Origin of the sequence: Streptomyces sp. cg40, from assembly GCF_050320165.1 — a bacterium.
Classification (GTDB): Bacteria; Actinomycetota; Actinomycetes; order Streptomycetales; family Streptomycetaceae; genus Streptomyces; species Streptomyces hokutonensis.
In genome coordinates this window covers 7,208,834-7,232,093 of record NZ_CP190128.1, presented here as the reverse complement: position 1 = coordinate 7,232,093, position 23,260 = coordinate 7,208,834, and the positions used below count along the sequence as shown (strand labels likewise).

Genomic DNA, 23,260 nt, shown 5'->3' with positions numbered 1-23,260 from the left:
CCCCCAGTGGATCGCACTGCCCAGCTCACCGCACTCCCCACGGAGCGCACCCTCGTATACGATCCGCCGTCCCCTACGGGTTCCCTGCACCTCAGGGCGGCTGCCGTACTGGAAGCGAACTGGAGGGGAGCCTCAACAGTTCCCTCACGCAACCTGTATCCGCACCAGTGGTCCTGGGACTCCGCGTTCATCGCGATCGGTCTGCGGCACCTCTCGCCCCTGCGGGCCCAGACGGAACTGGAGACGCTGCTCGCCGCCCAGTGGGGCGACGGCCGTATCCCGCACATCGTCTTCAACCCCTCCGTACCGCTCGACGCGTACTTCCCGAGCCCCGACTTCTGGCGCTCCTCGACCGCGGGGCACACCTCGGGCGCCCCGCGCACCGTACAGACCTCGGGCATCGTGCAGCCACCGGTGCACGCGCTGGCAGCGTGGCTCGTGCACTGCGCGGACCCGGGCCTCTCCCGCGCCCGTGGCTTCCTCGCCGGTGTCTACCCCCGGCTGGCCGCCTGGCACCGCTATCTGCTGCACCGGCGCGACCTGGGCGGCGGCGGGCTCGCGTCCGTCGTGCACCCCTGGGAACAGGGTATGGACAACAGCCCCTGCTGGGACGCCCCCCTCTCGCGCGTGACGCCCGCCCCGGCCCGCTCCTTCCGCCGCGCCGACCTCGACCACGGGGCCGCCGAGGACCGGCCCACGGACCTCGACTACGGCCGTTACGTGCGGCTCGCGACGGACTACCGGGACTGCCAATACGCCGACGGGGCAAGCGAGTTCGCGGTGGAGGACCCGTCCTTCAACGCCCTCCTCATCGCCTCCGAGCACGCACTGGCCCGTATCGCACGGGAGTTGGGCGCGACCGGCACCGCCCGGCACGCGCGCGCGGAACGCCTCACCGGCGTCCTGATCGAGCGGCTGTGGGACCCGGCGGAGGGCATGTTCTTCTGCCGTGACGTCCGGGGCGCGGGACTGATCCCCGAGCACAGCGTCTCCGGCCTGATCCCCCTCCTCCTCCCCGACCTGCCCCGGGACATCGCCGCGGCCCTCGTCCGTACGGCGTCCGGCCCGCACTTCGGGCTCGGCGACAGCACTCAACTCCCGCCCAGCTACGACCTGTTGGGCGAGGCATTCGATCCGCACCGGTACTGGCGCGGGCCGGCCTGGTTCAACACGAGCTGGCTGCTGGAGCGCGGTCTGCGGCTGCACGGCGAGCGGCAGAGGGCGGACGCGCTGCGCGACGCCGTACTGGAGACGGCCGCGGCCACCGACTTCGCCGAGTACGTCGACCCGTACGACGGTGAGGCGTGCGGCGCGACCGGCTTCAGCTGGACCGCCGCACTGACCCTCGATCTGCTTCACGAGCCCCCCGGGCACGGCGTGTCCGGCCCGGGCCTCGGCACGTTCGACATGCGTGGCACAGACATGCGTGGCACAGAAGTGAACGCAGCAGGAGTGAACGGCACGGAAGCCAAGGGCGCCAAGAGAGTCAAGGGAGGGGACCGGGGATGACGGACCGGCATCATCTGCTCGTGCACGGCGGGACGTTCGCAGCCGTGGGCGACGGCGGGGACATCAGCGGCGTACGGGGCGGCAGTTCCCCGGACGGGTTATTCGTACGGGACGCCCGGCACCTGAGCCGCTGGCAGTTGACGGTCGACGGCGCGGTGCCGGAGGCGCTGACACCGGTGGCCGACGGGGACATGGCGCGCTGTGTCCTGGTCCCGCGCGGCGGCCGGCAGGAGCCGCCCGCGCACACGCTCTTCCGTGAACAGGCCGTCGGCGACGGCTCGTTCGTCGAGTCGCTGAAGGTGACCAGCAACCGGCCGGTGCCGACCACGGTCCGGCTCGCGGTCACCGCGGACGCCGACTTCACCGACCAGTTCGAACTCCGCTCCGACCACCGCACCTACGCGAAGACCGGCGCCACCCGCTCCCGCCAAGTCCTCGACGACGGCGTGGAGTTCGCCTACCAGCGCGGCGAATGGCGTTCTTGTACGACGGTCACCGCCGAGCCCGCACCCGACGGCGTCGAGGAGACCGGCACCGGCGCCCGCCGCATGGTGTGGACCCTGGACCTCGAACCGCACGGCACCGCCGAGCTGGCCCTGCGCGTGATGGCCCGCCCGCACGGCGACAAGCGGGCGCTGCGGGTACCGCGTTCCCCGTCCGCCCTGAACGAGCAACTCCTCGCGCTGGAGGGCGAGTACGTCCAGGGCGTCTCCTTCCCCACCGGCTGGCCGGAGCTGGCCGCCGCGTGTGCCCGGGGTCTGTCGGACCTGGCCTCGCTCCAGGTCCCGGCGAGGGGCCTCGACGGCGAGGAGCTGCGGGTACCGGCGGCGGGCGCGCCGTGGTTCCTGACCCTCCTGGGCAGGGACGCGCTCCTGACCTCCCTCTTCGCGCTCCCCTACCGCCCCCAACTCGCCGCCGCCACCCTCCCCGCCCTCGCCGCGACCCAGGCGACGGACGTGGGCCCCGAGTCGGTGTCGCAGCCCGGCAAGATCGTGCACGAGGTGCGGCACGGCGAGCTGGCGCACTTCGGGCAGGTGCCGTACGGGCGTTACTACGGCTCGGTCGACGCGACCCCGCTGTTCCTGGTGCTGCTCGGCGCGTACGTGGAGCAGACCGGCGACACGGCACTCGCCCGGCGCCTGGAGCCCAACGCCCGTGCGGCGGTGGGCTGGATGCTCGACCACGGCGGCCTCACCTCGCGCGGCTATCTGGTCTACCGCGCCGACCAGGGCGGCCTGGCCAACCAGAACTGGAAGGACTCCCCCGGCGCCATCTGCGGAGCCGACGGCACCCGCGCAAGCGGTCCCGTGATGGCGGCGGGGGCCCAGGGGTACGCGTACGACGCGCTGCGCCGCACCGCGTGGGTGGCGCGGACGGTGTGGGAGGACGAGACGTACGCGGCTCTCCTGGAGCAGGCGGCGGCCGATCTGCGGGACCGTTTCCAGCAGGACTTCTGGATGCGGGAGCACTCCTTCTCGGCGCTGGCGCTGGACGGGGAGGGCCGCCAGGTCGACGCGCTGGCGTCCGACGCGGGGCATCTGCTCTGGTCCGGGCTCCTCGACAAGGAGTACGGCGAACTCGTCGGCCGCAGGCTCCTGGAGCCGGACTTCTTCTCCGGCTGGGGCGTCCGCACGCTCGCCTCCGGCCAGGCGGCTTACCACCCCCTCTCCTACCACCGGGGTTCGGTGTGGCCGCACGACAACGCGCTGATCACGCTGGGCCTTTCGCGCTACGGCCTGCACGACGAGGCCCGTACGGTCGCGCACGCGCTGGTCGACGCGGCGACGGCGGCCGGCCACCGGCTCCCGGAGGTCCTCGCGGGCTACGGCCGCGACACCCACCCTGAGCCGGTTCCGTACCCGCACGCGTGCGTGCGGGAGTCCAGGTCGGCGGCGGCTCCGCTGGCGCTGCTCACGGCGGTGGGAGGCGCGTGACGGAACGGTGATAAGCCGTTTGCCGGGTGTTTGCCCAGTTCCGTGAACAGGGGCATGAGGCGACTCGTACGGAATGAAGGCGGCCCTGCCTCCCCAGCGAGGGTCTGGCCGGCCAGGCCCTGACGGGCCGCCACTCCGACTACGGGCTCCTCATGGAAGGACCTTCGGGTTGCCTCAGCACACGAGCACACGCCAGTCACCGAACACGGCCGGGGCAGCCGATGGCCAGGTTCCGCCGCCGGGCGTCGACATCGCCGTGGACGATATGGACACGGAGCCGACGCCGGGCGACGCGATAGCGATACCGGGCGAGGACGGGGCCCGGGCCGAGGTGAAGGCCGAGGCCGAACCTTCCGAGACCGCCGCGCCCGAGCGGCCGGAAGCCGCCGGGACCGGGACCGGGCGAGTCGTGGACGAAGACCCAGCCGCAGCCGACGCCGAAGCCAAGGTCACCGCGCACGGAACCGACGCCGATCCCGAGATCGCCGCCTCCGACACCGAAGCCGCGGAAGTCGCCGACTCACCCGAGGCGGCAGCCGACGCCGAGGCCCCCGAAGCCGCCGCCGACGCCTCGACCGCCACGGAACCCGAAGCCGACGCCAAGGCCACCGAGGCCTCCGAAGCAGCCACCGATCCCGAGGCCTCCGTCCCCGAAGCCACCTCCACCCCCGAAGGCCCCGCCTCGGACACCACCCCCGCCACCCCCGCCACCACCAACACCCCCCGCCCCACCCGCCCCGGCCCCCGTACCTGGAGCAGTCGGCTCGGGCTGCGGCGGCGGGTGCGGGGCTGGCGGGAGAAGCATCCCGTCGCCGCGCGCGTCGTGTCCTGGACCGTCACCGTGCTCGCCGCCGCCATCGTCTACGTCTGCCTTCAGATGCCGACGACGCTGAACAGCCTGCGGCCCGCCGAGTTCATGCGGCTGCCGGCGGAGGCGATCATGGGGGCCGTCGTCCTGATGAGCGTGCCGCGGCGGCCGCGGATCGTGCTGGCGGCGTTCTGCGGTGCGCTGACCGCCGTCGTCGCGATCCTGAACATGCTGGACATGGGCTTCAACGAATACCTCGGCCGGGGCTTCAACGTCGTCCTGGACTGGAGCCTGTTCGGCGACGCGCGCGGGTATCTCGACGACACCCTCGGCGGGACGGTCACGTCCCTCCTCACGGTCGGTGTCGTCCTCTTCGTGCTACTGCTGATCGTCCTGGTCGCACTGGCCGTGGTCCGGCTGAGCAATCTCCTGGCCGACCACAAGGCGGAGGCGTCCCGGGGCGCGCTGATCGCCGGCACGGTCTGGATCACCTGCACGGCCTTCGGCCTCCAGTTCGCCGGGGTGCCGCTCGCCGCCGACCACACCGCCGCGATCGTCAAGCTCCGCGCGCAGGCGATCCGCAACACCCTGCGCGACGAGGCGGAGTTCGAGAAGGTCGCCAAGGTCGACGCCTTCGGCAACACCCCGGGCAGTCAGCTCGTCCCGGACCTGCGCGGCAAGGACATGATCTTCACCTTCATCGAGAGCTACGGCCGCAGCGCGATCGAGGACCCGATCATGGCGCCCGGCGTCGACGAGACCCTGGCCGCCGACACCAAGGCCCTGTCGAAGGCCGGTTTCGCGGCGAAGAGCGGCTGGCTGACCTCGGCGACCTACGGCGGCAGCAGCTGGCTCGGCCACTCGACGACCATGTCCGGGCTGTGGGTCAACAACCAGCAGCGCTACCGCACGGTGATGGCCAGCGACCACCTGAGCCTGACCGACGCCTTCAAGAAGACCGGCGACTTCGACACCATCGGTGTGATGCCGGGCGTGCAGAAGGGCTGGCCGGAGCAGAGCTTCTACGGCCTCGACAAGGTCTACAACGCCTTCCAACTGGGCTACAAGGGACCGAAGTTCAGCTGGTCGACGATGCCCGACCAGTACACCCTGGAGCAGTTCCAGAAGCGGGTGCACAGCAAGCCGCGTACCGACGGCAAGTCGCTGATGTCGATGATCATCCTGACGTCGAGCCACCAGCCGTGGGCGCCGATCCCGAAGCTCGTCCCGTGGGACCAGCTGGGCAACGGTTCGATCTTCGACGCGATCGAGAAGGCCGGCAACAAGGCCTCCGACGTCATCGCCGACACCACCAAGTCCCGCGAGGAGTACGGCAAGTCGATCCAGTACTCGGTGAACTCCCTCACCCAGTGGCTGGAGCGCTACGGCAACGACAACACGGTGCTCGTCTTCCTCGGCGACCACCAGCCGATCGCCCGGGTCAGCGGCAACCACGCCAGCCGTGACGTCCCGATCTCGATCGTCGCCAAGGACCCCAAGGTCCTTGCCAAGATCGACAGTTGGAACTGGACGGACGGCCTGCGCCCCGCGCACGACGCCCCGGTCTGGAAGATGAGCGCCTTCCGCGACAAGTTCCTGACGGCGTACGGCTCTACGCCCCATCCGAAGACGAACTAGCCACCCGAGGTGTCGAGTTCGGCATCCTCGCTGATCCCCGCGCAGTCGTACGGGTCCTTCAGCCAACCGTCGGGCAGCACCACCCTGTTGTTGCCCGACGTACGGCCGCGGGGCCCGTCGGCGCCGGTGGGCCAGGGCTGGTCGAGGTCCAACTCGTCGAGGCCGGAGCGGAGTTCGGCCAGGGAGGACGTGATGGCGAGGCGTTTGCGCATCTCGCTGCCGACCGCGAAGCCCTTGAGGTACCAGGCGACGTGCTTGCGGAAGTCGATGACCCCGCGCGCCTCGTCTCCGATCCACTCGCCGAGCAGGGTCGCGTGCCGCACCATGATGTCGGCGACCTCACGCAACGACGGCTTCAGACTGGATCCATCAGCGCCTCCGGCACGGGCCTGTTCACGTCCCTCGAACGCCGCCACGAGGTCCGCGAACAGCCACGGGCGCCCGAGGCAGCCGCGTCCGACCACGACCCCGTCGCACCCGGTCTCGCGCACCATCCGCAGCGCGTCCTCGGCCGACCAGATGTCACCGTTGCCGAGCACGGGGATCTCCGGCACATGCTCCTTGAGCCGGGCGATGGCGTCCCAGTCGGCGGTGCCGCCGTAGTGCTGGGCTGCGGTGCGGCCGTGCAGGGCGATGGAGGTGACGCCCTCCTCGACGGCGATGCGGCCCGCGTCGAGGAACGTGATGTGGTCGTCGTCGATGCCCTTGCGCATCTTCATGGTGACGGGCAGGTCGCCGGCGCCGCCGACGGCCTCGCGCAGGATCGCCCGCAGCAGGTTCCGCTTGTACGGCAGGGCGGAACCGCCACCCTTGCGGGTGACCTTCGGGACCGGGCAGCCGAAGTTGAGGTCGATGTGGTCGGCGAGGTCCTCGTCCGCGATCATGCGGACGGCCTTGCCCACGGTCGCCGGGTCCACGCCGTACAGCTGGATCGAGCGCGGCTTCTCGGTCGCGTCGAAGTGGACCAGCTGCATGGTCTTCTCGTTGCGCTCGACCAGCGCCCGCGTCGTGATCATCTCGCTGACGAACAGGCCCTTGCCTCCGCTGAACTCCCGGCACAGGGTGCGGAAGGGCGCGTTGGTGATCCCGGCCATGGGGGCCAGGACGACGGGCGGCGAGACGGTGTGCGGGCCGATCCGCAAGGGCGACACGGCCGGGGGCGCGGGCAGGGACACGGGCGTGGACATTGCTCCATTGTTGCGCACGGCTTCCGGTGCCCACGGACGGAGCGGTGGCCGGAGATCATGTAGCGGTCATTAGTTAGACGCACTATCGAGTTTCGCGTAGGATGGTTGCCATGCCCGAGCTCAGCCACCGCCGCCGCATGCTGGTGCTCGCGATCTGCTGCATGAGTCTGCTGATCGTGAGCCTGGACGTGACCATCCTGAACGTCGCCCTGCCCGCGATGCAGACCGATCTGCACGCGAGCACCTCCGGTCTTCAGTGGACGATCGACGCGTACACCCTGGTCCTCGCCTCCCTGCTGATGCTGGCGGGCTCCACGGCCGACCGGATCGGCCGCAAGCGCGTCTTCATCGTCGGCCTGGTGGTCTTCAGCCTCGGCTCGTTGCTCTGCTCCCTCGCGCCCGACCTGAACGCGCTGATCTGGTTCCGCATGATCCAGGCGGTCGGCGGCTCGATGCTCAACCCGGTCGCCATGTCGATCATCACCAACACCTTCACCGAGCCGCGCGAGCGGGCCCGGGCGATCGGTGTGTGGGGTGCGGTCGTCGGCATATCGATGGCCGCCGGACCGCTGATCGGCGGGCTGCTCGTGGACTCGGTCGGCTGGCGCTCGATCTTCTGGATCAACCTGCCGGTGGGTGTGGCCGCGCTGCTGCTCACGCTGAGGTTCATCCCCGAGTCACGCGCGCCCAAGGCCCGCCGCGCCGACCCGGTCGGCCAGCTCCTGGTGATCGCGCTGTTCGGCTCGCTGACGTACGCGATCATCGAGGCGCCGGACTCCGGGTTCACCGCGATCCTGCCGTTCGCGGCGCTCGCGCTCGTCGCGCTCGTCGGCCTAGTCTGGTACGAGCCGCGGCGCGACGAACCCCTCATCGACCTGCGCTTCTTCCGCTCCGCGCCGTTCAGCGGGGCGACGGTGATAGCGATCAGCGCGTTCTCGGCGCTGGGCGGCTTCCTGTTCCTGTCCACGCTGTACCTGCAGAACGTGGTCGGCCTGGACGCGCTGCACGCCGGCCTGTGGATGCTGCCGATGGCGGTCCCGACGTTCCTGTGCGCGCCGATCTCCGGGCGGCTGGTCGGCAGTCGCGGACCCCGCATACCGCTCCTGATCGCGGGCTCCGCGATGACCGTGAGCGCGCTGCTGTTCGCCGGCTTCGAGGCGGAGACGTCCAACGTCTCGCGCTTCATCGGCTACTTGCTCTTCGGCATCGGCTTCGGCTTCGTGAACGCGCCGATCACCAACACGGCGGTCTCCGGAATGCCGCGCGCCCAGGCGGGAGTCGCGGCGGCCGTCGCCTCCACGAGCCGGCAGCTGGGCCAGACCCTCGGCGTCGCGGTGGTCGGCGCGGTACTGGCCTCCGGGGTGAGCTCATCCTCGTACAAGGACACGTTCGTCTCGGCGGCGCGTCCGGGCTGGTGGATCCTCGTGGCCTGCGGCCTGGCCGTCCTGGTACTGGGCGCGCTGACCAGCGGCGCCTGGGCCCGCCGAACCGCCGAGCGCACAGCCGAGAACCTGTCGTCCGTCGAGGTACGCGAGGCGGCCGGGATCACCGTGTAGCCCTCCGGGACGGCCGAACCCTCCCCAGACACCGTCGAATTGGCCGCTCAGGTCCCTCAAGTCGTCGGCATGCGGAACGAAGGTGCTGTGGCGGTGGGCGGATCGCCCACGCAGCAGGCAACGCAGGCAGTGCACAGACCCAGCCCACCCGCCGAACGCACGGCCGAGAACCTGTCGTCCGTCGAGGTACGCGAGGCGGCGGGGATCACCGCATAGCCCTCGGAGACGGCCGAACACCCCACAGACACCATCGAGTCGAACCACCAAGTCCACCAGGTCCTCGCCGTGCGGGCCGACCGCACGGCGGAGACGCTGTCGTCCATCGAGATCACCGCCTGGCCCTCCGGGACGGCCGAACGCTCCTCAGCCGCCGTCGAGCCGGCCGGTCGGATCCGTCGGGTCCTTTGCGTGCAGGTCGAAGGTGTCAGTGGCGGTGGGCGGGTCAACCACGGGGCAGGCGACCGACGTAGGCGGTGTTCAAGCCCAGCCGAGCCGACCCCGTGGACCCCGACCGCACGGCCGAGAAGCTGTCGTCCGCCGAAGTGCGCGAGGCAGCCGGGATCACGGCGTAGCCCTCCGGGACGGCCGAACGCCCCTCGGGTACCGTCGAGTTGGCCGGTCAGGTCCGTCAGGCCAGCGCCCAGGGCGCACGGGAGCTGACGGACCGCGTGATCCTTCCGTTGTCAGTCACCGGTCGGGTCAGTAAATTGCACAGATGTCCGATGCGATGGTCATGCGGTGCTCGGGGTGGACGTTCTCGTTCGACGGACGGGCGTTGACCCTGACCCGGCGTGGGACACCCTGGCGTCCCAGACGGGTCGAGCACCTGCCGCTCGGCCGGCTCCGCGCCTGCTACCTCCGCCATTCGGAGAGCCACGGCATCGAGAGTCACGCCTTCTGGCTGGTGTACGACACCGACACCGTGCTGCTCGGCGTCAGCCGGCAGTTCTACGAAGCCGACGCCCACTGGTTCGCCAAATACCTCAGCGAGGCGATCTGCGAGCGGCTGCGGCGGATCTTCGAGCACACCATCGGGCTCGGTCCGCATCCCGAGGCGGAGCTTCTCGGGATCGTCCGGCCGGCGCTGGGGCTCGATCCGTACACCTACAGCATGGGCGACATCCCCCGGCGGCTGACCGCGTTGCGGAAAGACGACGACTTGGAGTGGGGCCGGCGGATCCCCGGTCCGACCCGGCCCTCCGACTTCCAGATCAACCACCATCACGCGCTGCGCCACGCGGCACCCAACTTCGAAAGCTGGTGGACCTTCGTCGAGCACGTCCGCGCAGGCTACGAGCCGGTGGACGAACCGGGCTGGGAAGAGGTCGTACAGGATCTGCGGCGGGGCCGGGAGTTCATGACCCTGAGCAACCCGAGGTACAACCGGTCCGGATACCTGGGGACTTGACGCGGCGGAGGCAGCCCGGCCTCCGGCCTCACTTCTCCAGCGCGATCGCGTGCAGCCGCTCCAGCTTCTCCCGCGACTCCTCGTCCACCGGGGCGTACGTCACCATGCGCGGGCCCCTCGAAGGGCCGAGCCACAGGTCGGTGTGGTCGACCGTGAGGCGGCCGACGTGGGCGTTGCGGAACTCCTTGCGGCGGGGGCTGGCGCCCAGCACCTCGTGGCGGTCCCAGACCTCACGGAACTCGGGGGACGTGTGCAGCCGCTTGAGCAGGGTCTTCCAGGCGGGCTCGGCGAGATGGTCGGCCATCGAGCCCCGGAAGCGGGCGGCCATGAGCCGCTGGGTCTTCTCCAGGTGCACGATCGAGGACCGCCACCCCTCGTGCGTGTAGGAGAGGATCATGCAGTTGCGGTCCTCGGGCGGCACCGCGTCCAGGTCGCAGAGCAGCATCCCGTAGGTGCGGTTGTAGGCGAGGATGTCGTACCGGGCGTTCTGGAGACAGGCCGGGATGGGGTCGAGCTGGTCCAGCATCGACTGGAGGGCGGGCGTGACGACCGGGCAGACGGTGGTCGGCTGCGGATCGGTCGCGTCGGCCAGCTGGAACAGGTGGCTGCGCTCGCTGCGGTCGAGCAGCAGGGTGCGGGCCAGCGCGTCGAGCACCTGGACGGAGACCTGGATGTCCCGGGCCTGTTCGAGCCACGTGTACCAGGTGACCCCGACCGCGGCGAGCTGCGCGACCTCCTCGCGGCGCAGGCCCGGGGTACGGCGCCGGGTGCCGCGCGGCAGGCCGACCTGCTCGGGGGCGATGTGCTCGCGGCGGTGGCGCAGGAACGCGGCGAGTTCATGGCGCCGGACCGTCGAAGCGGTCTGCGTGGCCGCCGTTCGCGCCGCCCCTGTCGCTGTCGCCGTTTCCTGTGCCATGGTCGTCATCACCCCAGTCTGCCGCCGCACGCACCCTGTTTCCAGGTAGTCCTGCTACCAGGATAAGGACACTCTGGTACCAGTCTGGCGGGAGGCGCAGGCTCGTCGGCGTGACCGAAACCATCACTTCCCGCACCGTCCGATCCCCGGCGGCGCCCCCCGTGCTCGGCGGCCTCGGACTGTTCACGGTGCTGCTGGCCGCGGCGCTGCCCCTCATCGACTTCTTCATCGTCAACGTGGCCCTGCCGACCATCGGCAGGGACCTCTCGGCGAGCGAGGCCGTCCTCGAACTCGTCGTCGCCGGCTACGGAGTCTCGTACGCCGTGCTGCTCGTCCTCGGCGGACGGCTCGGCGACCTGTTCGGGCGCCGCCGGCTCTTCCTGGGCGGGATGGCCGCGTTCGGCGTGACCTCGCTGGCGTGCGGCCTCGCGCCCACCGCCTGGACGCTGGTCGCCGCGCGGATCGCGCAGGGCGCGGCCTCCGCCGCGATGCTCCCGCAGGTCCTCGCCACCATCCAGGCCGCGACCCGGGGCCCGCGCCGCGCCAAGGCGATGGGCCTGTACGGCGCGACGGCCGGTCTCGCGATGGTGGCGGGGCAGATCCTCGGCGGGGTGCTGGTCGCCGCCGACATCTGGGGCACCGGCTGGCGCGCGGTGTTCCTGGTGAACGTGCCGGTGGTCGTCGTAGGACTGTTCCTGGCCGCCAAGGTCGTGCCGGAGACGCATTCCCCGCACCCGGAGCCGGTGGACGTGCCCGGCACCTTCCTGCTGGCCGCGTCGCTGCTGGCGCTGCTGGTGCCGCTGACGGAGGGCAGGGCGGCGGGCTGGCCGCTGTGGACGTGGCTGTCGCTGGCCGCGTTCCCGGGGATCGTGTCCGCGTTCTACGCCGTGGAGCGCAGGGCCGACCGGCAGGGCCGTACGCCGCTGGTGCCGCCGAGTCTGCTGGCGCTGACCTCGCTGCGGCGCGGGCTGATGATCGTCCTGCCGCTGTCGATCGGTTTCAGCGGCTTCATGTTCGTGATCGCGGTGGCGCTCCAGCGCGGCGCGGACCTGGGCCCGGTCGCGGCGGGCCTGGCGCTCGCCCCGATGGCCGTGGCGTTCTTCCTCGTCTCGCTCGCCGGGCCGCGCCTGGTGACGCGGTACGGCACCCGGGTGGTGGCGGCGGGTTCGGTCGTGCAGGGGGTGGGTGTGGGGCTGATCGTGCTGGCCGCGTGGCGCTCCTGGCCGGACCTCGGCTTTGTCGAACTGCTGCCGGGGATGGCGGTCGCGGGCGTCGGCCAGGCGCTCCAACTGCCCATCATCTTCCGGATCATCCTGTCCGAGGTGCCGCCGGCCCGGGCCGGTGTAGGCGCGGGCGTGATGGTGACCACCCAGCAGTCGGCGCTGGCGCTGGGCGTGGCCACGCTCGGCACGCTGTTCCTGTCGCTGATCCCGGGCATGGGCATGCGGGACGCGCTGGTGACCACGCTGTTGGTGCAGCTGGCGGGTGTGGTGCTGACCGGGCTGCTCAGCCTGCGGCTGCCGCGCGCGATCGGCTGAAAGCCGGACGAACCGCCGGATGACATGTTCACAGCTTGGACAACTCGCCGTGAATTGCGCCCCGTTGATGATGGTCTTGCTGCACACTCCTTGCCGGACACTCCTGAGCGGAGGCGAGGCGCATGTTGCAGATCAACACGAGCAAGGTGAGCCGCTGGGACCAGCACGGGCGGGAACATGTCGTCCGCGTGCAGCGCAAGGGTGCGCAGCGCACGATCGTGTGCGACACCTGCGGCTGGAAGAAGAGCGCGCAGTTCCTGCCCTGGCTGAAGGCGGAGGAGCATCTGGCCGAGGAGCACCAGGCGACAGTGGACCCGTCCGACGGCTGACCGGGGAGCGATGAGTTCGCGGGGCGGGGAGAGTCGTATCCGGCGAATCCGCTACGACTCTCCGAACCGGAAGGCCGACCGATGAGCTCTCTCCACGACACCCTGCGGCGACGCGTCGACGACGGCACCGTGCCGGGGGCGGTGGGCCTGGTGGCCCGCGGCGACGACGTCGAGGTGGTGGCCGTGGGCTCCGCCGACGTCGAAGGCACCGTGCCGATGGCCCGCGACTCGATCTTCCGGATCGCCTCGGTCACCAAGCCGATCACGGCCGCGGCGCTGCTGACGCTGGTGGACGAGGGCCGGATCGGGCTCGCCGACCCGGTGGCCGAGTGGCTCCCGGAGCTGGCGAAGCCGGTCGTGGTCCGCACGCCCACGAGCCCCGTCGACGACGTCGTGGCGGCCGAACGCCCGGTCACCGTCGAGGACCTGCTCAGCTTCCGCACCGGCTGGGGCCTCCCCTCCGACTTCGCGCTGCCCGCCGCGCGGTCCCTGTTCGCGGTCCAGGACCACAGCCGCCCCTTCGACGACTGGCCGGAGCCCGACACCTGGCTCGGGCAACTCGCCCAAGTCCCGATGCTGCACCAGCCGGGCGAGGCCTGGCTCTACGGCACCTCGTCCGCCCTCCAGGGCATCCTGGCCGCCCGGGTCTCGGGCCGCGCCTTCCCCGACTTCCTCGCGGAGCGGATCTTCGAACCGCTGGGCATGCGGGACACCGGCTTCGAGGTACCGACCTCGAAGCGGGACCGCTTCACCTGGTCCTACGCCCCGGCCGGGGACGGCACTCTGCGCCGCACGGACACCCCGGACGGCGACTACAGCCGCGTGCCGCGCTTCCCCTCGGGCGGCGGGGCCCTGGTCTCCACGGCCGACGACTGGCTGGCCTTCGCCCGCATGCTGCTGGCCGGCGGACAGGGAATCCTCACCCCCACCTCGGTGAGCCGCATGACCACGAACCACCTCACGGCCCCCCAGCGCGAGGCCGCGACCCTGTTCCTGGAGGGCCAGGGCTGGGGCTACGGCGGCCAGGTCGACGTTGCACCGATCGACCCGTGGAACGTCCCCGGCCGCTACGGCTGGATCGGCGGCACCGGCACCACGGCCCACATCGTCCCGCCCACCGGCACGGTCACGATCCTGCTGACCCAGGTGGCGATGACGGGCCCGACACCGATGCGGCTGATGCGGGAGTTCTGGGAGTGCACGGCGTAGAGCCGGGCCGTGTCCGCAGGTCCCGTCGTCCGCCCGGACGGCGGGCCCCGTGGCGTCCGGTGCGCGCTCTCGGAGCGCCGGGCGTCGCGGGGCAGGCGGACTGTGCGGACAGGACCTAGGGCGTTTCCTTCGGATCATCTGATCGTTGGTCTGGGTGTGTCGTTGACTGACGCCCAGTGGGCCCGGATCGAGCCGCTGTTACCCGATCGGGCACCGAGGCGGGGTGGGCGGTGGCGGGATCATCGGCAGGTGATCGACGCGATCGCCTTCAAGTACCGCACCGGCTGCCCGTGGATGGACCTGCCCGAGGAGTTCGGCTCCTGGAAGGGCGTCCACAACCGGCTACGGAAGTGGGCGGCCGACGGCACCTGGGAGAAGGTCTTCGCCGCGCTGCTGGCCCAGGCCGACTCCGAAGGCGACCTCGACTGGGTCGTCGCCGTCGATTCCACCATCGTCCGCGCCCACCAGCACGCCGCCGGGGCCCGTCAAAAGGGGCCCCGGCCGGCGAGCCGCACGACCATGCCCTCGGTCGCTCCCGCGGCGGACTGACCACCAAGATCCATCTGGTTGCCGACGGACGTTGCCGCCCCCTGGCCTTCTGCCTCACACCGGGACAGGCGGGTGATGCACCCGCATTCACTGAGGTCATGGCCCGCTTGAGGGTGGCCCGGCCGGTCGGACGGCCCCGGACCACCCCGGAGACAGTCCTGGCGGACAAGGCGTATTCCTCCCGGGCCATCCGCACCCACCTGCGCCGCCGCGGCATCCGGGCCGTCATCCCGCAGCCTGCCGACCAGATCGCCAAGCGCAGGCGGCGGGGCCGGTCCGGCGGCAGGCCACCCGCCTTCGACAAGACCGCCTACCGGCAGCGCAACACTGTCGAGCGGTGCATCAACAAGCTCAAGCAGTGGCGCGGCCTTGCCACTCGATACGACAAGACCGCCACCGTCTACCTTGCCGCACTGCACATCGCGGGCATCTTCATCTGGTCCGCACGCTGATCCACAAGAAACGCCCTAGGCCCGGCCGGAGAACCTCTCCGGCCGGAAGTCCGCGAGCAGTTCGTCCCTCTCCCCGTCCAGGATCTCCGCGGCGAGCAGCCGGCCGAGGACGGGCCCGAGCGTGATGCCGCTGTGGGAGACGGCCTCGTAGTAGCCCGGGACGGAGGGCACCGCTCCCACGGAGGGGAATCCGTCGGCCGGGATGGGCCGGAAGGCCACCCTGGTCCGGGTGACGCGGGAGTCGGCGAGCCCGGGAACGACCTGCCGTACCGAGGCGTGGAGCAGCCGGGCGAGTTCCGCGGGATCCTCCTCGCCGGTGTCGATGAGCGCGTCGACCTCGCGGCTGTGGAGGACCATCGATCCGTCTCCGTCGGGGCGGATCTCGATGTGGGGCGCGTGCACGGCCCGGTGGATCGGGACGGGGGCGCAGTCGATCCGCGTGACGACACCGGGTTCGCGGCGCATCGGCAGGTCCCGTCCGAGAAGCCCGGCGATGCGGGAGGCGCCGGGGCCCGCCGCGTTCACCACGGCATCGACGGCGAGGGCGGTCCCGTCGGACAGCGTCACGCTCCGGACGCTCCCGTCGGCAGCCGTGCCGATGTCACGGACCTCGGTGTCGGACCTCAACTCGGTTCCGGCCTCGACCACTTGGCCGACCAGGCGGCCGACGAGACGGCGGCCGTGCACCCAGGCCTCGTCGGGGTAGAGCACGACGGGCACCTCGTCGGGCAGCGCGAGAGCCGGTTCGAGGCGGCGGCGCACCTCCGCCCCGGTGGACAGTTCGATCCGGTAGCCCCAACTGGCCAGCAGTTCCGCCGTCTTCAGGAACCGTGCCTCCGCCGCCGGGTCGTCCGCCCAGCGCAGATGGCCGCTCGGATACCACCACGCGTCCGGCCCGACGGCCGCCGCCAGCTCGCGGTGTGCCGCCATGCCCGCGACGTTCAGGTCGAAGTAGGACCTGCGCACGGTCTTGTTGCTGGCGTTGACCCACGAGAAGGACCAGTCGGTGACGCCTTCGCCCGGCCGGCCCGCGTCGATGAGAACCACCTCGGCACCCAGCCGGGACAGGTTCCAGCCCACGCAGGCTCCGAGGACGCCCACTCCGATGACGGCAACGCGTCGAGACCGCTCCATGGACCCGGTTTCCATGAAGCCGATTCTCAGCCCCGCAGCCCCCGCACCAACAGGTCCACGACCGCCTCGAACTCCGCCTGCGCGCCCGGCTGTTCCCACTCCTTGGCGTAACCCGGGTCGTGGAAGCGGCCGGTGGCCTGGAAGACGGCGGTGGCCGCGGTGCGCGGATCGGCGGTGGTGAACGCGCCGGTGTCCACGCCCGCCTGGACGATCCGGGTCAACTGCCCGGTCAGCTCGTCGAGATGGTCGCTGACGACCCCGCCGTGCTCGGTCGCCAGCACGCTGTACGTGGCGAACAGCTCCGGATCGGCGCCCGCCTTGCGCCGCTTGGCCGCGAACAGCCCCGCGAGCCAGTCCCGCAGCCGGGTCTCCGGGTCCCGGTCCGTCTCGTCGACGATCCCGGACAGCGCCTCGGCCGTCCGGTCCAGCCAGCGCTGGGTCACCGCCTCCCGCAGTGCCGCCTTCGTGCGGAAGTGCCGGTAGACGGTGCCGTGGCTGACGCCGAGCGCGCGGGCCACGTCCACCACGGTCGCCTTCGCGGGGCCGTGGCGGCGCAGCACCTCCTCGGTCGCTTCGAGGATGCGCTCGGCGGTCAGGGCTTCGCTGGTCGGAGGCATGCCTAGACGGTACCCGGCACCGCGATCAGCGCTCGCTGTCGAGCATGGCCATCTGGGCGGGGGCGTACCGCTCGCCGGCCGCCGCGTCGGCCGGTACGGCCGCCTCGATGGCGGCGAGGTCGGCCGCGTCCAGGGTCACGTCCAGCGCGCCCAGCGCCTCGCCGAGCCGCTCTCGGGTCTTGGCGCCGACCAGCGGCACGATGTCCTCGCCCCTGGACAGCACCCAGGCAATGGCGATCTGCGCGACGGAGACGCCCTTCTGCTCGGCGACCTTGCGCAGGGACTCGACCAGGGTGAGGTTGTGCTGGAGGTTGTCGCCCTGGAAGCGGGGCGAGTGGGCGCGGAAGTCGTTCGGGGCGAAGCCCTGGCTGGGTGTGACATGGCCGGAGATCAGCCCGCGCGAGAGCACGCCGTACGCGGTGACGGCGATGCCCAGCTCCCGCAGGGTGGGCAGGATCTCCCGCTCGGGGCCGCGGGAGATGAGCGCGTACTCGATCTGGAGGTCGGCGATGGGGGCGGTGGCGGCGGCCCGGCGGATGGTCTCCGCGCCGACCTCGCTCAGGCCGATGTGGCGGACGTACCCCTTCTCGACGAGTTCCGCGATCGCGCCGACGGTCTCCTCGATCGGCACGTTCGGGTCGAGCCGGGCGGGGCGGTAGACGTCGATGTGGTCGACGCCGAGGCGCTGGAGGGAGTACGCGGCCCAGGTCTTCACGGCGCTCGGACGCGTGTCGTAGCCGAGCCACTGGCCGTCCGGGCCGCGGTGGGCGCCGAACTTCACGCTGATCAGCGCGTTCTCCCGCAGGGCGGCCGGGGCGGTGCGCAGGGCCTCGCTGATCAGCAGCTCGTTGTGGCCCATGCCGTAGAAGTCGCCGGTGTCGAGCAGGGTCACGCCGGCTTCGAGGGCGGCGTGGACGGTGGCGATGGACTCGGCGAGGTCCGCGTCGCCGTACATGCCGGACATGCCCATGCAGCCGAGGCCGAGGGCGGAGACCTGGGGGCCGGTGGTTCCGAGGTTTCGGGTTCGCATCGTCATGCCCTCCACTCTGCCTCAACGAATGACAGATTTCAATATCTGTCATTCCAACTTCGTCACCCATCCCGCCCGGCTGGTCCAGACCTCTTGACGAAAGGTCTGGACCACGAGCACGCTCAAGCCAGCACTGTCATGCCTACGACACCTCACCGCACCCCCACCGGGAGGCCCCGTATGCTCCGCCGCCTGCTCACCGCCGCCCTGACCGCGGCCGCCCTGGTCGTCCCCCTCGGGATCGCCACCGCCCCCACCGCCTCCGCCGCCGACACCTGCGCCGTCAAGTCCCGCCCGGCCGGCAAGGTCCTCCAGGGCTACTGGGAGAACTGGGACGGCTCGTCCAACGGCGTCCACCCGCCCTTCGGCTGGACTCCGATCACCAACTCCGCGATCGCCGCGCACGGTTACAACGTGATCAACGCGGCCTTCCCGGTCATCCGCTCCGACGGCACCGCGCTGTGGGAGGACGGCATGGACGCCGGGGTGAAGGTGGCCACGCCCGCCGAGATGTGCGCAGCGAAGGCGTCGGGCCAGACGATCCTGATGTCGATCGGCGGCGCGGCGGCGGGCATCGACCTCAGCTCGTCCACCGTGGCCGACAAGTTCGTCTCGACGATCGTGCCGATCCTGCAGAAGTACAACTTCGACGGCATCGACATCGACATCGAGACCGGCCTGGTGGGCAGCGGAAACATCGGCCAACTCTCCACGTCCCAGGCCAACTTGATCCGCATCATCGACGGCATCCTGGCCCGGATGCCGGCCAACTTCGGCCTGACAATGGCCCCGGAGACCGCCTACGTCACCGGCGGCAGCATCACCTACGGCTCGATCTGGGGCGCGTACCTGCCGATCGTCAAGAAGTACGCGGACAACGGCCGCCTGTGGTGGCTCAACATGCAGTACTACAACGGCAGCATGTACGGCTGCTCCGGCGACTCGTACTCGGCCGGCACGGTCGCGGGCTTCACCGCCCAGACCGACTGCCTCAACAAGGGCCTGGTCGTCCAGGGCACGACCGTCAAGGTCCCCTACGACAAGCAGGTCCCGGGCCTGCCCGCCCAATCCGGCGCGGGCGGCGGCTACATGACCCCGTCCCTGGTCTCCCAGGCCTGGCGGCACTACGGCACGTCCCTCAAGGGCCTGATGACCTGGTCGATCAACTGGGACGGCTCGAAGAACTGGACGTTCGGCGACAACGTCAAGGCGCTGCAAGGGCGTTGAGACCCCATGCGAAAGGCCGGACGAGCCACTCGGCCCGTCCGGCCTTTCGTCTGACCGCAGTCGGGGCTAGGCGCCGATCAGGCGACCCGCGAGGTAGCCCTCGATCTGGTCCAGCGACACCCGCTCCTGCTTCATCGAGTCGCGCTCGCGGACCGTCACCGCGTTGTCCTCAAGGGTGTCGAAGTCGACCGTCACGCAGTACGGCGTGCCGATCTCGTCCTGGCGGCGGTAGCGGCGGCCGATGGCGCCGGCGTCGTCGAACTCGATGTTCCAGTTCTGCCGGAGGGCCGCCGCGAGGCCCTTGGCCTTCGGGGACAGCTCGGCGTTGCGCGACAGCGGGAGCACCGCGACCTTCACCGGGGCCAGCCGGTGGTCGAGGCGCAGCACCGTGCGCTTCTCCAACTTGCCCTTGGCGTTGGGCGCTTCGTCCTCGACGTAGGCGTCGAGCAGGAACGCCAGCATCGCGCGGCCGACACCGGCGGCCGGCTCGATGACGTACGGCGTCCAGCGCTCCTGGGCCTCCTGGTCGAAGAAGTGGAGGTCCTGGCCGGAGGCCTTGGAGTGCGCGGTGAGGTCGTAGTCGGTGCGGTTGGCGACGCCCTCCAGCTCACCCCACTCGTTGCCGCCGAACTGGAAGCGGTACTCGATGTCGGCGGTGCGCTTGGAGTAGTGGGAGAGCTTCTCCTTGGGGTGGTCGTACCACCGCATGTTCTCCTCGCGCAGGCCCAGGCCGGTGTACCAGTTCCAGCGCTCCTGCATCCAGTACTCCTGCCACTTCTCGTCCTCGCCCGGCTTGACGAAGAACTCCATCTCCATCTGCTCGAACTCGCGGGTGCGGAAGATGAAGTTGCCGGGCGTGATCTCGTTGCGGAAGGACTTGCCCATCTGCGCGATGCCGAACGGCGGCTTCTTGCGCGAAGTGGTCTGCACCTGGCCGAAGTTGGTGAAGATGCCCTGGGCGGTCTCGGGGCGCAGATAGGCGACGGAGCCGGTGTCCTGCGTCGGGCCCAGGTGGGTGGAGAGCAGGCCCGAGAACTCCTTGGGCTCGGTGAACTGGCCCTTGTTGCCGCAGTTGGGGCAGTTGATGTCGGCCAGGCCGTTCTGGGGGGCGCGGCCGTGCTTGGCCTCGTACGCCTCCTCCAGGTGGTCCGCGCGGAACCGCTTGTGGCAGGAGGTGCACTCGGTCAGCGGGTCCGAGAAGGTGGCGACATGGCCGGAGGCGACCCACACCTCGGGGGCCAGGATCACGGACGAGTCGATACCGACCACGTCCTCGCGCGACGTCACCATGTAGCGCCACCACTGGCGCTTCAGGTTCTCCTTGAGCTCGACACCCAGCGGCCCGTAGTCCCAAGCGGCGCGCTGGCCGCCGTAGATCTCACTGCTGGGGAATACGAAGCCACGGCGCTTGCTCAGGCTGACGATGGTGTCGATCTTGTCGGCGGCCACGATGCTCTCTTCATGACGAATGGACGGCGGCGAATGACTTAGGTTACCGGCGTCTCCTGCCCCCATATCAAATCGGTTCCGTACTCGAACCTTGTTGACAACGGTTTCCATCTCAGTTGAAAATGACTGTCATGAACGTACGACGACGCCACATATCCGGGATCGCGATAGCCGCGGCCACCGCCCTCGGCCTCGGGACCCTCTCGGCCTGCTCCGACAGCGCGGCGGCGGCCCAGACCGACAAGTTCGACGTCGTCGCGTCGTTCTATCCGCTCCAGTACCTCGCCGAGCAGATCGGCGGGAGCCACGTCCACGTCACCAGCCTCACCAAGCCCGGCCAGGAGCCGCACGACCTGGAGATCAGCGCGCAGCAGATCGTCGCGCTCCAGGAGTCCGACGCGGTGCTCTACCTCAAGAACCTCCAGCCCGCCGTCGACAAGGCGGTCGAGCAGTCCGAGATCAAGACGAAGATCGACGCCGCCTCCCTGACCACGCTGGAGAAGCACGGCAACGAGGTCGGCGGCCACGCGGCGTCCCACGACAGCTCCGAGAACGAGGAACTGGCCGGCCTCGACCCGCACATCTGGCTCGACCCGGTGCGCTACGCCCAGGTCGCCGAGGGCGTCGGCAAGACCTTCGAGAAGGCCGACCCGAAGAACGCGGCCGACTACCGGACGCGCACCGCGGCCCTGGTCAGGAAGCTGGACGCGCTCAACACCGAGTTCAGGACCGGCCTCGCGGACACCAGGACCAAGGTGTTCATCACCACCCACGCCGCCTTCGGCTACCTCGCCGAGCGCTACGGCCTCACCGAGGAGGCCATCAACGGCCTCGACCCCGAGTCGGAGCCCAGTGCCGAGCGCGTGAAGGACCTTGAGAAGATGGCGAAGGCCGACGGCGTCACCACCGTGTTCTACGAGACGCTCGTCAGCGACAAGACCGCGAAGACCATCGCCGCCGACGCGAGCCTGAAGACCGACGTCCTCGACCCCATCGAGGGCATCACCAAGAAGTCCCGCGGCACGGACTACTTCTCGGTCCAGCGGGCCAACCTCAAGGCGCTCCAGACCGCGCTGGGAACCAAGTGACCGTTACGGAGGACGTCATGGGCGAGCCCGTCATATCGCTGCGCGGAGTCCGCGCCGAGCTGGGCTCGCGCCCCGTCCTGCGCGGCATCGACCTCACCGTGCACCGCGGTGAGGTCGTCGCGCTGCTCGGCGCCAACGGCTCGGGCAAGTCGACCGCGATCCGCACGGTCATCGGCCAAGTCCCGCTCAGCGAGGGCGAGATCGAGCTCTTCGGCACGAACCGGGCCCGCTTCCGGGACTGGCGGCGCGTGGGCTACGTACCGCAGCGCACCACGGCCGCGGGCGGAGTGCCCGCCACGGTCACCGAGATCGTCACCTCCGGCCGCCTCTCCCGCACCCGCTTCGGCCTGCTGCGCAAGGCGGACCACGCGGCCGTGCGGCACGCCCTGGAGCTGGTCGGCATGGCGGACCGCGCCAAGGACTCGGTGAACGCGCTGTCCGGCGGCCAGCACCAGCGGGTGCTGATCGCCCGCGCGCTCGCCGCCGAGCCCGAACTGCTGATCATGGACGAGCCGATGGCGGGCGTCGACCTGGCCAGCCAGCAGGTCCTCGCGGACACCCTGTCCCGCCAAGTCGCCGAGGGCACAACGGTGTTGCTCGTGCTGCACGAACTCGGCCCGCTGGAGCCCCTGATCGACCGCGCGGTCGTCCTGCGCGACGGCTGCGTCCAGCACGACGGCCCGCCCCCGCAGGCCCTCGGCCAGCACGCGCTGCCCGGCCACGACCACGTACACCCGCACGAGCCGCTCCACACAGGACTGCTGAGCTGATGGACTTCCTGAACTACGCCTTCATGCAGCGGGCCCTGCTCGCCGCCGTCCTGGTCGGCATCACCGCCCCCGCCGTCGGCATCTACCTCGTCATGCGCCGCCAGGCCCTCATGGGCGACGGCATCGGCCACGTCGCCATGACGGGCGTGGGCCTCGGCTTCCTCCTGAACACCTCCCCGGTGTGGATGGCCACCGGGGTCTCCGTCCTCGGCGCGATCCTCATGGAACTGATCCGCTGGTACGGCAGGACCCGCGGCGACATCGCCCTCGCGATGCTCTTCTACGGCGGTATGGCCGGCGGCGTGATGTTCATCAACCTCGCGCCCACGGGCTCCAACGCGAACCTCACGTCGTACCTCTTCGGGTCCCTCTCGACGGTCTCGCAGTCCGACGTGACCGCGATCTGTCTGCTCGCCGCCTTCGTGGTGGTGGTCACGCTGGGGCTGCGCAGGCAGCTGTTCGCGGTGAGCCAGGACGAGGAGTTCGCGCGGGTCACCGGGCTGCCGGTGCGCGCGCTGAACCTGCTGACGGCGGTGACGGCGGCCGTCACGGTGACCGTCGCGATGCGGGTCGTCGGGCTGCTGCTGGTGTCGGCGCTGATGGTGGTCCCGGTGGCCGCCGCCCAGCAGCTGAGCCGGAGCTTCGCCGCGACCTTCGTGATCGCGGTGGCGATCGGCGTGAGCGTGACCATCGGCGGCACGGTCACCTCGTACTACCAGAACGTCCCGCCCGGCGCGACGATCGTGCTCCTGACCATCGGCGCGTTCATCGCACTCACGGCTCTCGCGGCTCCGCTCGCCCGCCGCCGGGCCCGGGCGGCGGCCGCCGCGCGGCCCGCCGGGGACCCGGTGGAGTGCGTGATTCCGGCCACCCGGGGGGCCGCCGACGAGGTCGGCGTCTGACCAAGCACAG

Annotated in this window: 19 protein-coding genes; 13 read left to right on the top strand and 6 right to left on the bottom strand. The window is 70.7% G+C overall.

Features of this window, described 5'->3' with window-relative positions:
• The first annotated feature begins 6 nt into the window (after positions 1-6).
• The 3 genes from ACQHII_RS32555 to ACQHII_RS32545 all read left to right on the top strand — a co-directional run bounded on the left by ACQHII_RS32555 (position 7) and on the right by ACQHII_RS32545 (position 5,889).
• The gene (locus ACQHII_RS32555) at positions 7-1,509 is read left to right on the top strand and encodes an MGH1-like glycoside hydrolase domain-containing protein (protein WP_427922616.1); all 1,503 of its coding nucleotides are present in this window, start codon (positions 7-9) and stop codon (positions 1,507-1,509) included.
• Positions 1,506-3,443: a glycogen debranching N-terminal domain-containing protein gene (locus tag ACQHII_RS32550; protein WP_427922615.1), complete on the top strand. Its 1,938-nt coding sequence runs from the start codon at positions 1,506-1,508 to the stop codon at positions 3,441-3,443. Before ACQHII_RS32555 ends, ACQHII_RS32550 begins: the two co-directional genes overlap by 4 nt.
• A 265-nt stretch (positions 3,444-3,708) precedes the next feature.
• On the top strand, positions 3,709-5,889 hold the full coding sequence (locus ACQHII_RS32545) for a sulfatase-like hydrolase/transferase (RefSeq protein WP_427922614.1): 2,181 nt from the start codon (positions 3,709-3,711) through the stop codon (positions 5,887-5,889).
• Here ACQHII_RS32545 and dusB read toward each other — a convergent pair.
• Positions 5,886-7,076 carry a tRNA dihydrouridine synthase DusB gene (gene dusB, locus ACQHII_RS32540; protein WP_427922613.1) on the bottom strand — a complete coding sequence of 397 codons (1,191 nt, stop codon included), beginning with the start codon at positions 7,074-7,076 and terminating at the stop codon, positions 5,886-5,888. The genes ACQHII_RS32545 and dusB overlap by 4 nt on opposite strands.
• A 110-nt stretch (positions 7,077-7,186) precedes the next feature.
• On the opposite strand from dusB, the gene ACQHII_RS32535 reads away from it, so the two are divergent.
• Together ACQHII_RS32535 and ACQHII_RS32530 are read left to right on the top strand one after the other, a co-directional pair.
• Positions 7,187-8,632: an MFS transporter gene (locus ACQHII_RS32535; protein WP_427922612.1), complete on the top strand. Its 1,446-nt coding sequence runs from the start codon at positions 7,187-7,189 to the stop codon at positions 8,630-8,632.
• 715 nt (positions 8,633-9,347) lie between these two features.
• Positions 9,348-10,040, top strand: a complete 693-nt coding sequence (locus tag ACQHII_RS32530) for a hypothetical protein (RefSeq protein WP_427922611.1) — start codon at positions 9,348-9,350, stop codon at positions 10,038-10,040.
• Between the two features lie 28 nt (positions 10,041-10,068).
• On the opposite strand, the gene ACQHII_RS32525 is transcribed toward ACQHII_RS32530, so the two are convergent.
• Positions 10,069-10,965: a helix-turn-helix transcriptional regulator gene (locus ACQHII_RS32525; protein WP_427922610.1), complete on the bottom strand. Its 897-nt coding sequence runs from the start codon at positions 10,963-10,965 to the stop codon at positions 10,069-10,071.
• Between the two features lie 101 nt (positions 10,966-11,066).
• Here ACQHII_RS32525 and ACQHII_RS32520 point away from each other — a divergent pair, with 101 nt between their 5' ends.
• The 4 genes from ACQHII_RS32520 (at position 11,067) to ACQHII_RS32505 (ending at position 15,033) form a co-directional block, all read left to right on the top strand.
• A complete protein-coding gene (locus ACQHII_RS32520) occupies positions 11,067-12,494 on the top strand; it encodes an MFS transporter (RefSeq protein ID WP_427922609.1) in 1,428 nt (475 codons plus the stop codon).
• A 122-nt stretch (positions 12,495-12,616) separates the two neighbouring features.
• Positions 12,617-12,823, top strand: coding sequence for a hypothetical protein (locus tag ACQHII_RS32515; protein ID WP_019074159.1), 207 nt, complete (start codon positions 12,617-12,619; stop codon positions 12,821-12,823).
• 81 nt (positions 12,824-12,904) lie between these two features.
• Positions 12,905-14,032, top strand: coding sequence for a serine hydrolase domain-containing protein (locus tag ACQHII_RS32510; RefSeq protein ID WP_427922608.1), 1,128 nt, complete (start codon positions 12,905-12,907; stop codon positions 14,030-14,032).
• A 141-nt stretch (positions 14,033-14,173) separates the two neighbouring features.
• A protein-coding gene (locus tag ACQHII_RS32505) for an IS5 family transposase (protein ID WP_427925200.1) occupies positions 14,174-15,033 on the top strand; the annotation gives its coding sequence in 2 pieces (ribosomal slippage) (positions 14,174-14,519 and positions 14,519-15,033; 861 coding nt in all).
• A 15-nt stretch (positions 15,034-15,048) separates the two neighbouring features.
• Here the strand turns inward: ACQHII_RS32505 and ACQHII_RS32500 are convergent.
• The 3 genes from ACQHII_RS32500 to ACQHII_RS32490 are packed head-to-tail and all read right to left on the bottom strand — an operon-like array spanning position 15,049 to position 17,820.
• The gene (locus ACQHII_RS32500) at positions 15,049-16,182 is read right to left on the bottom strand and encodes an NAD(P)/FAD-dependent oxidoreductase (protein ID WP_427922607.1); all 1,134 of its coding nucleotides are present in this window, start codon (positions 16,180-16,182) and stop codon (positions 15,049-15,051) included.
• An 11-nt stretch (positions 16,183-16,193) separates the two neighbouring features.
• Complete coding sequence (locus ACQHII_RS32495) at positions 16,194-16,784, bottom strand: TetR family transcriptional regulator (RefSeq protein ID WP_427922606.1); 591 nt, start codon at positions 16,782-16,784, stop codon at positions 16,194-16,196.
• A gap of 25 nt (positions 16,785-16,809) precedes the next feature.
• Complete coding sequence (locus ACQHII_RS32490; protein WP_427922605.1) at positions 16,810-17,820, bottom strand: aldo/keto reductase; 1,011 nt, start codon at positions 17,818-17,820, stop codon at positions 16,810-16,812.
• A 174-nt stretch (positions 17,821-17,994) separates the two neighbouring features.
• Here ACQHII_RS32490 and ACQHII_RS32485 point away from each other — a divergent pair, with 174 nt between their 5' ends.
• Positions 17,995-19,041 carry a chitinase gene (locus ACQHII_RS32485; RefSeq protein WP_427922604.1) on the top strand — a complete coding sequence of 349 codons (1,047 nt, stop codon included), beginning with the start codon at positions 17,995-17,997 and terminating at the stop codon, positions 19,039-19,041.
• A gap of 66 nt (positions 19,042-19,107) precedes the next feature.
• Here ACQHII_RS32485 and ACQHII_RS32480 read toward each other — a convergent pair whose 3' ends face one another.
• Complete coding sequence (locus ACQHII_RS32480) at positions 19,108-20,490, bottom strand: glycine--tRNA ligase (RefSeq protein ID WP_427922603.1); 1,383 nt, start codon at positions 20,488-20,490, stop codon at positions 19,108-19,110.
• Between the two features lie 131 nt (positions 20,491-20,621).
• On the opposite strand from ACQHII_RS32480, the gene ACQHII_RS32475 reads away from it, so the two are divergent.
• From ACQHII_RS32475 to ACQHII_RS32465, 3 genes are read left to right on the top strand one after another with little or no spacing between them, the layout of a single operon-like run.
• On the top strand, positions 20,622-21,578 hold the full coding sequence (locus ACQHII_RS32475) for a metal ABC transporter substrate-binding protein (protein ID WP_427922602.1): 957 nt from the start codon (positions 20,622-20,624) through the stop codon (positions 21,576-21,578).
• A gap of 17 nt (positions 21,579-21,595) precedes the next feature.
• A complete protein-coding gene (locus ACQHII_RS32470) occupies positions 21,596-22,348 on the top strand; it encodes a metal ABC transporter ATP-binding protein (protein WP_427922601.1) in 753 nt (250 codons plus the stop codon).
• Complete coding sequence (locus ACQHII_RS32465; protein WP_427922600.1) at positions 22,348-23,250, top strand: metal ABC transporter permease; 903 nt, start codon at positions 22,348-22,350, stop codon at positions 23,248-23,250. The genes ACQHII_RS32470 and ACQHII_RS32465 overlap by 1 nt, the downstream gene beginning before the upstream one ends.
• Positions 23,251-23,260: the final 10 nt, after the last annotated feature.

What these genes read in the sequence shown, in the direction of transcription:
- ACQHII_RS32475 (WP_427922602.1), top strand. Translation starts at nt 20,622, where the DNA reads ATGAACGTACGACGACGCCACATATCCGGGATCGCGATAGCCGCGGCC.
- ACQHII_RS32465 (WP_427922600.1), top strand. Translation starts at nt 22,348, where the DNA reads ATGGACTTCCTGAACTACGCCTTCATGCAGCGGGCCCTGCTCGCCGCC.
- ACQHII_RS32530 (WP_427922611.1), top strand. Translation starts at nt 9,348, where the DNA reads ATGTCCGATGCGATGGTCATGCGGTGCTCGGGGTGGACGTTCTCGTTC.
- ACQHII_RS32470 (WP_427922601.1), top strand. Translation starts at nt 21,596, where the DNA reads ATGGGCGAGCCCGTCATATCGCTGCGCGGAGTCCGCGCCGAGCTGGGC.
- ACQHII_RS32515 (WP_019074159.1), top strand. Translation starts at nt 12,617, where the DNA reads ATGTTGCAGATCAACACGAGCAAGGTGAGCCGCTGGGACCAGCACGGG.
- ACQHII_RS32490 (WP_427922605.1), bottom strand. Translation starts at nt 17,820, where the DNA reads ATGACGATGCGAACCCGAAACCTCGGAACCACCGGCCCCCAGGTCTCC.
- dusB (WP_427922613.1), bottom strand. Translation starts at nt 7,076, where the DNA reads ATGTCCACGCCCGTGTCCCTGCCCGCGCCCCCGGCCGTGTCGCCCTTG.
- ACQHII_RS32525 (WP_427922610.1), bottom strand. Translation starts at nt 10,965, where the DNA reads ATGACGACCATGGCACAGGAAACGGCGACAGCGACAGGGGCGGCGCGA.
- ACQHII_RS32510 (WP_427922608.1), top strand. Translation starts at nt 12,905, where the DNA reads ATGAGCTCTCTCCACGACACCCTGCGGCGACGCGTCGACGACGGCACC.
- ACQHII_RS32500 (WP_427922607.1), bottom strand. Translation starts at nt 16,182, where the DNA reads ATGGAAACCGGGTCCATGGAGCGGTCTCGACGCGTTGCCGTCATCGGA.
- ACQHII_RS32535 (WP_427922612.1), top strand. Translation starts at nt 7,187, where the DNA reads ATGCCCGAGCTCAGCCACCGCCGCCGCATGCTGGTGCTCGCGATCTGC.
- ACQHII_RS32485 (WP_427922604.1), top strand. Translation starts at nt 17,995, where the DNA reads ATGCTCCGCCGCCTGCTCACCGCCGCCCTGACCGCGGCCGCCCTGGTC.
- ACQHII_RS32550 (WP_427922615.1), top strand. Translation starts at nt 1,506, where the DNA reads ATGACGGACCGGCATCATCTGCTCGTGCACGGCGGGACGTTCGCAGCC.
- ACQHII_RS32495 (WP_427922606.1), bottom strand. Translation starts at nt 16,784, where the DNA reads ATGCCTCCGACCAGCGAAGCCCTGACCGCCGAGCGCATCCTCGAAGCG.
- ACQHII_RS32545 (WP_427922614.1), top strand. Translation starts at nt 3,709, where the DNA reads ATGGACACGGAGCCGACGCCGGGCGACGCGATAGCGATACCGGGCGAG.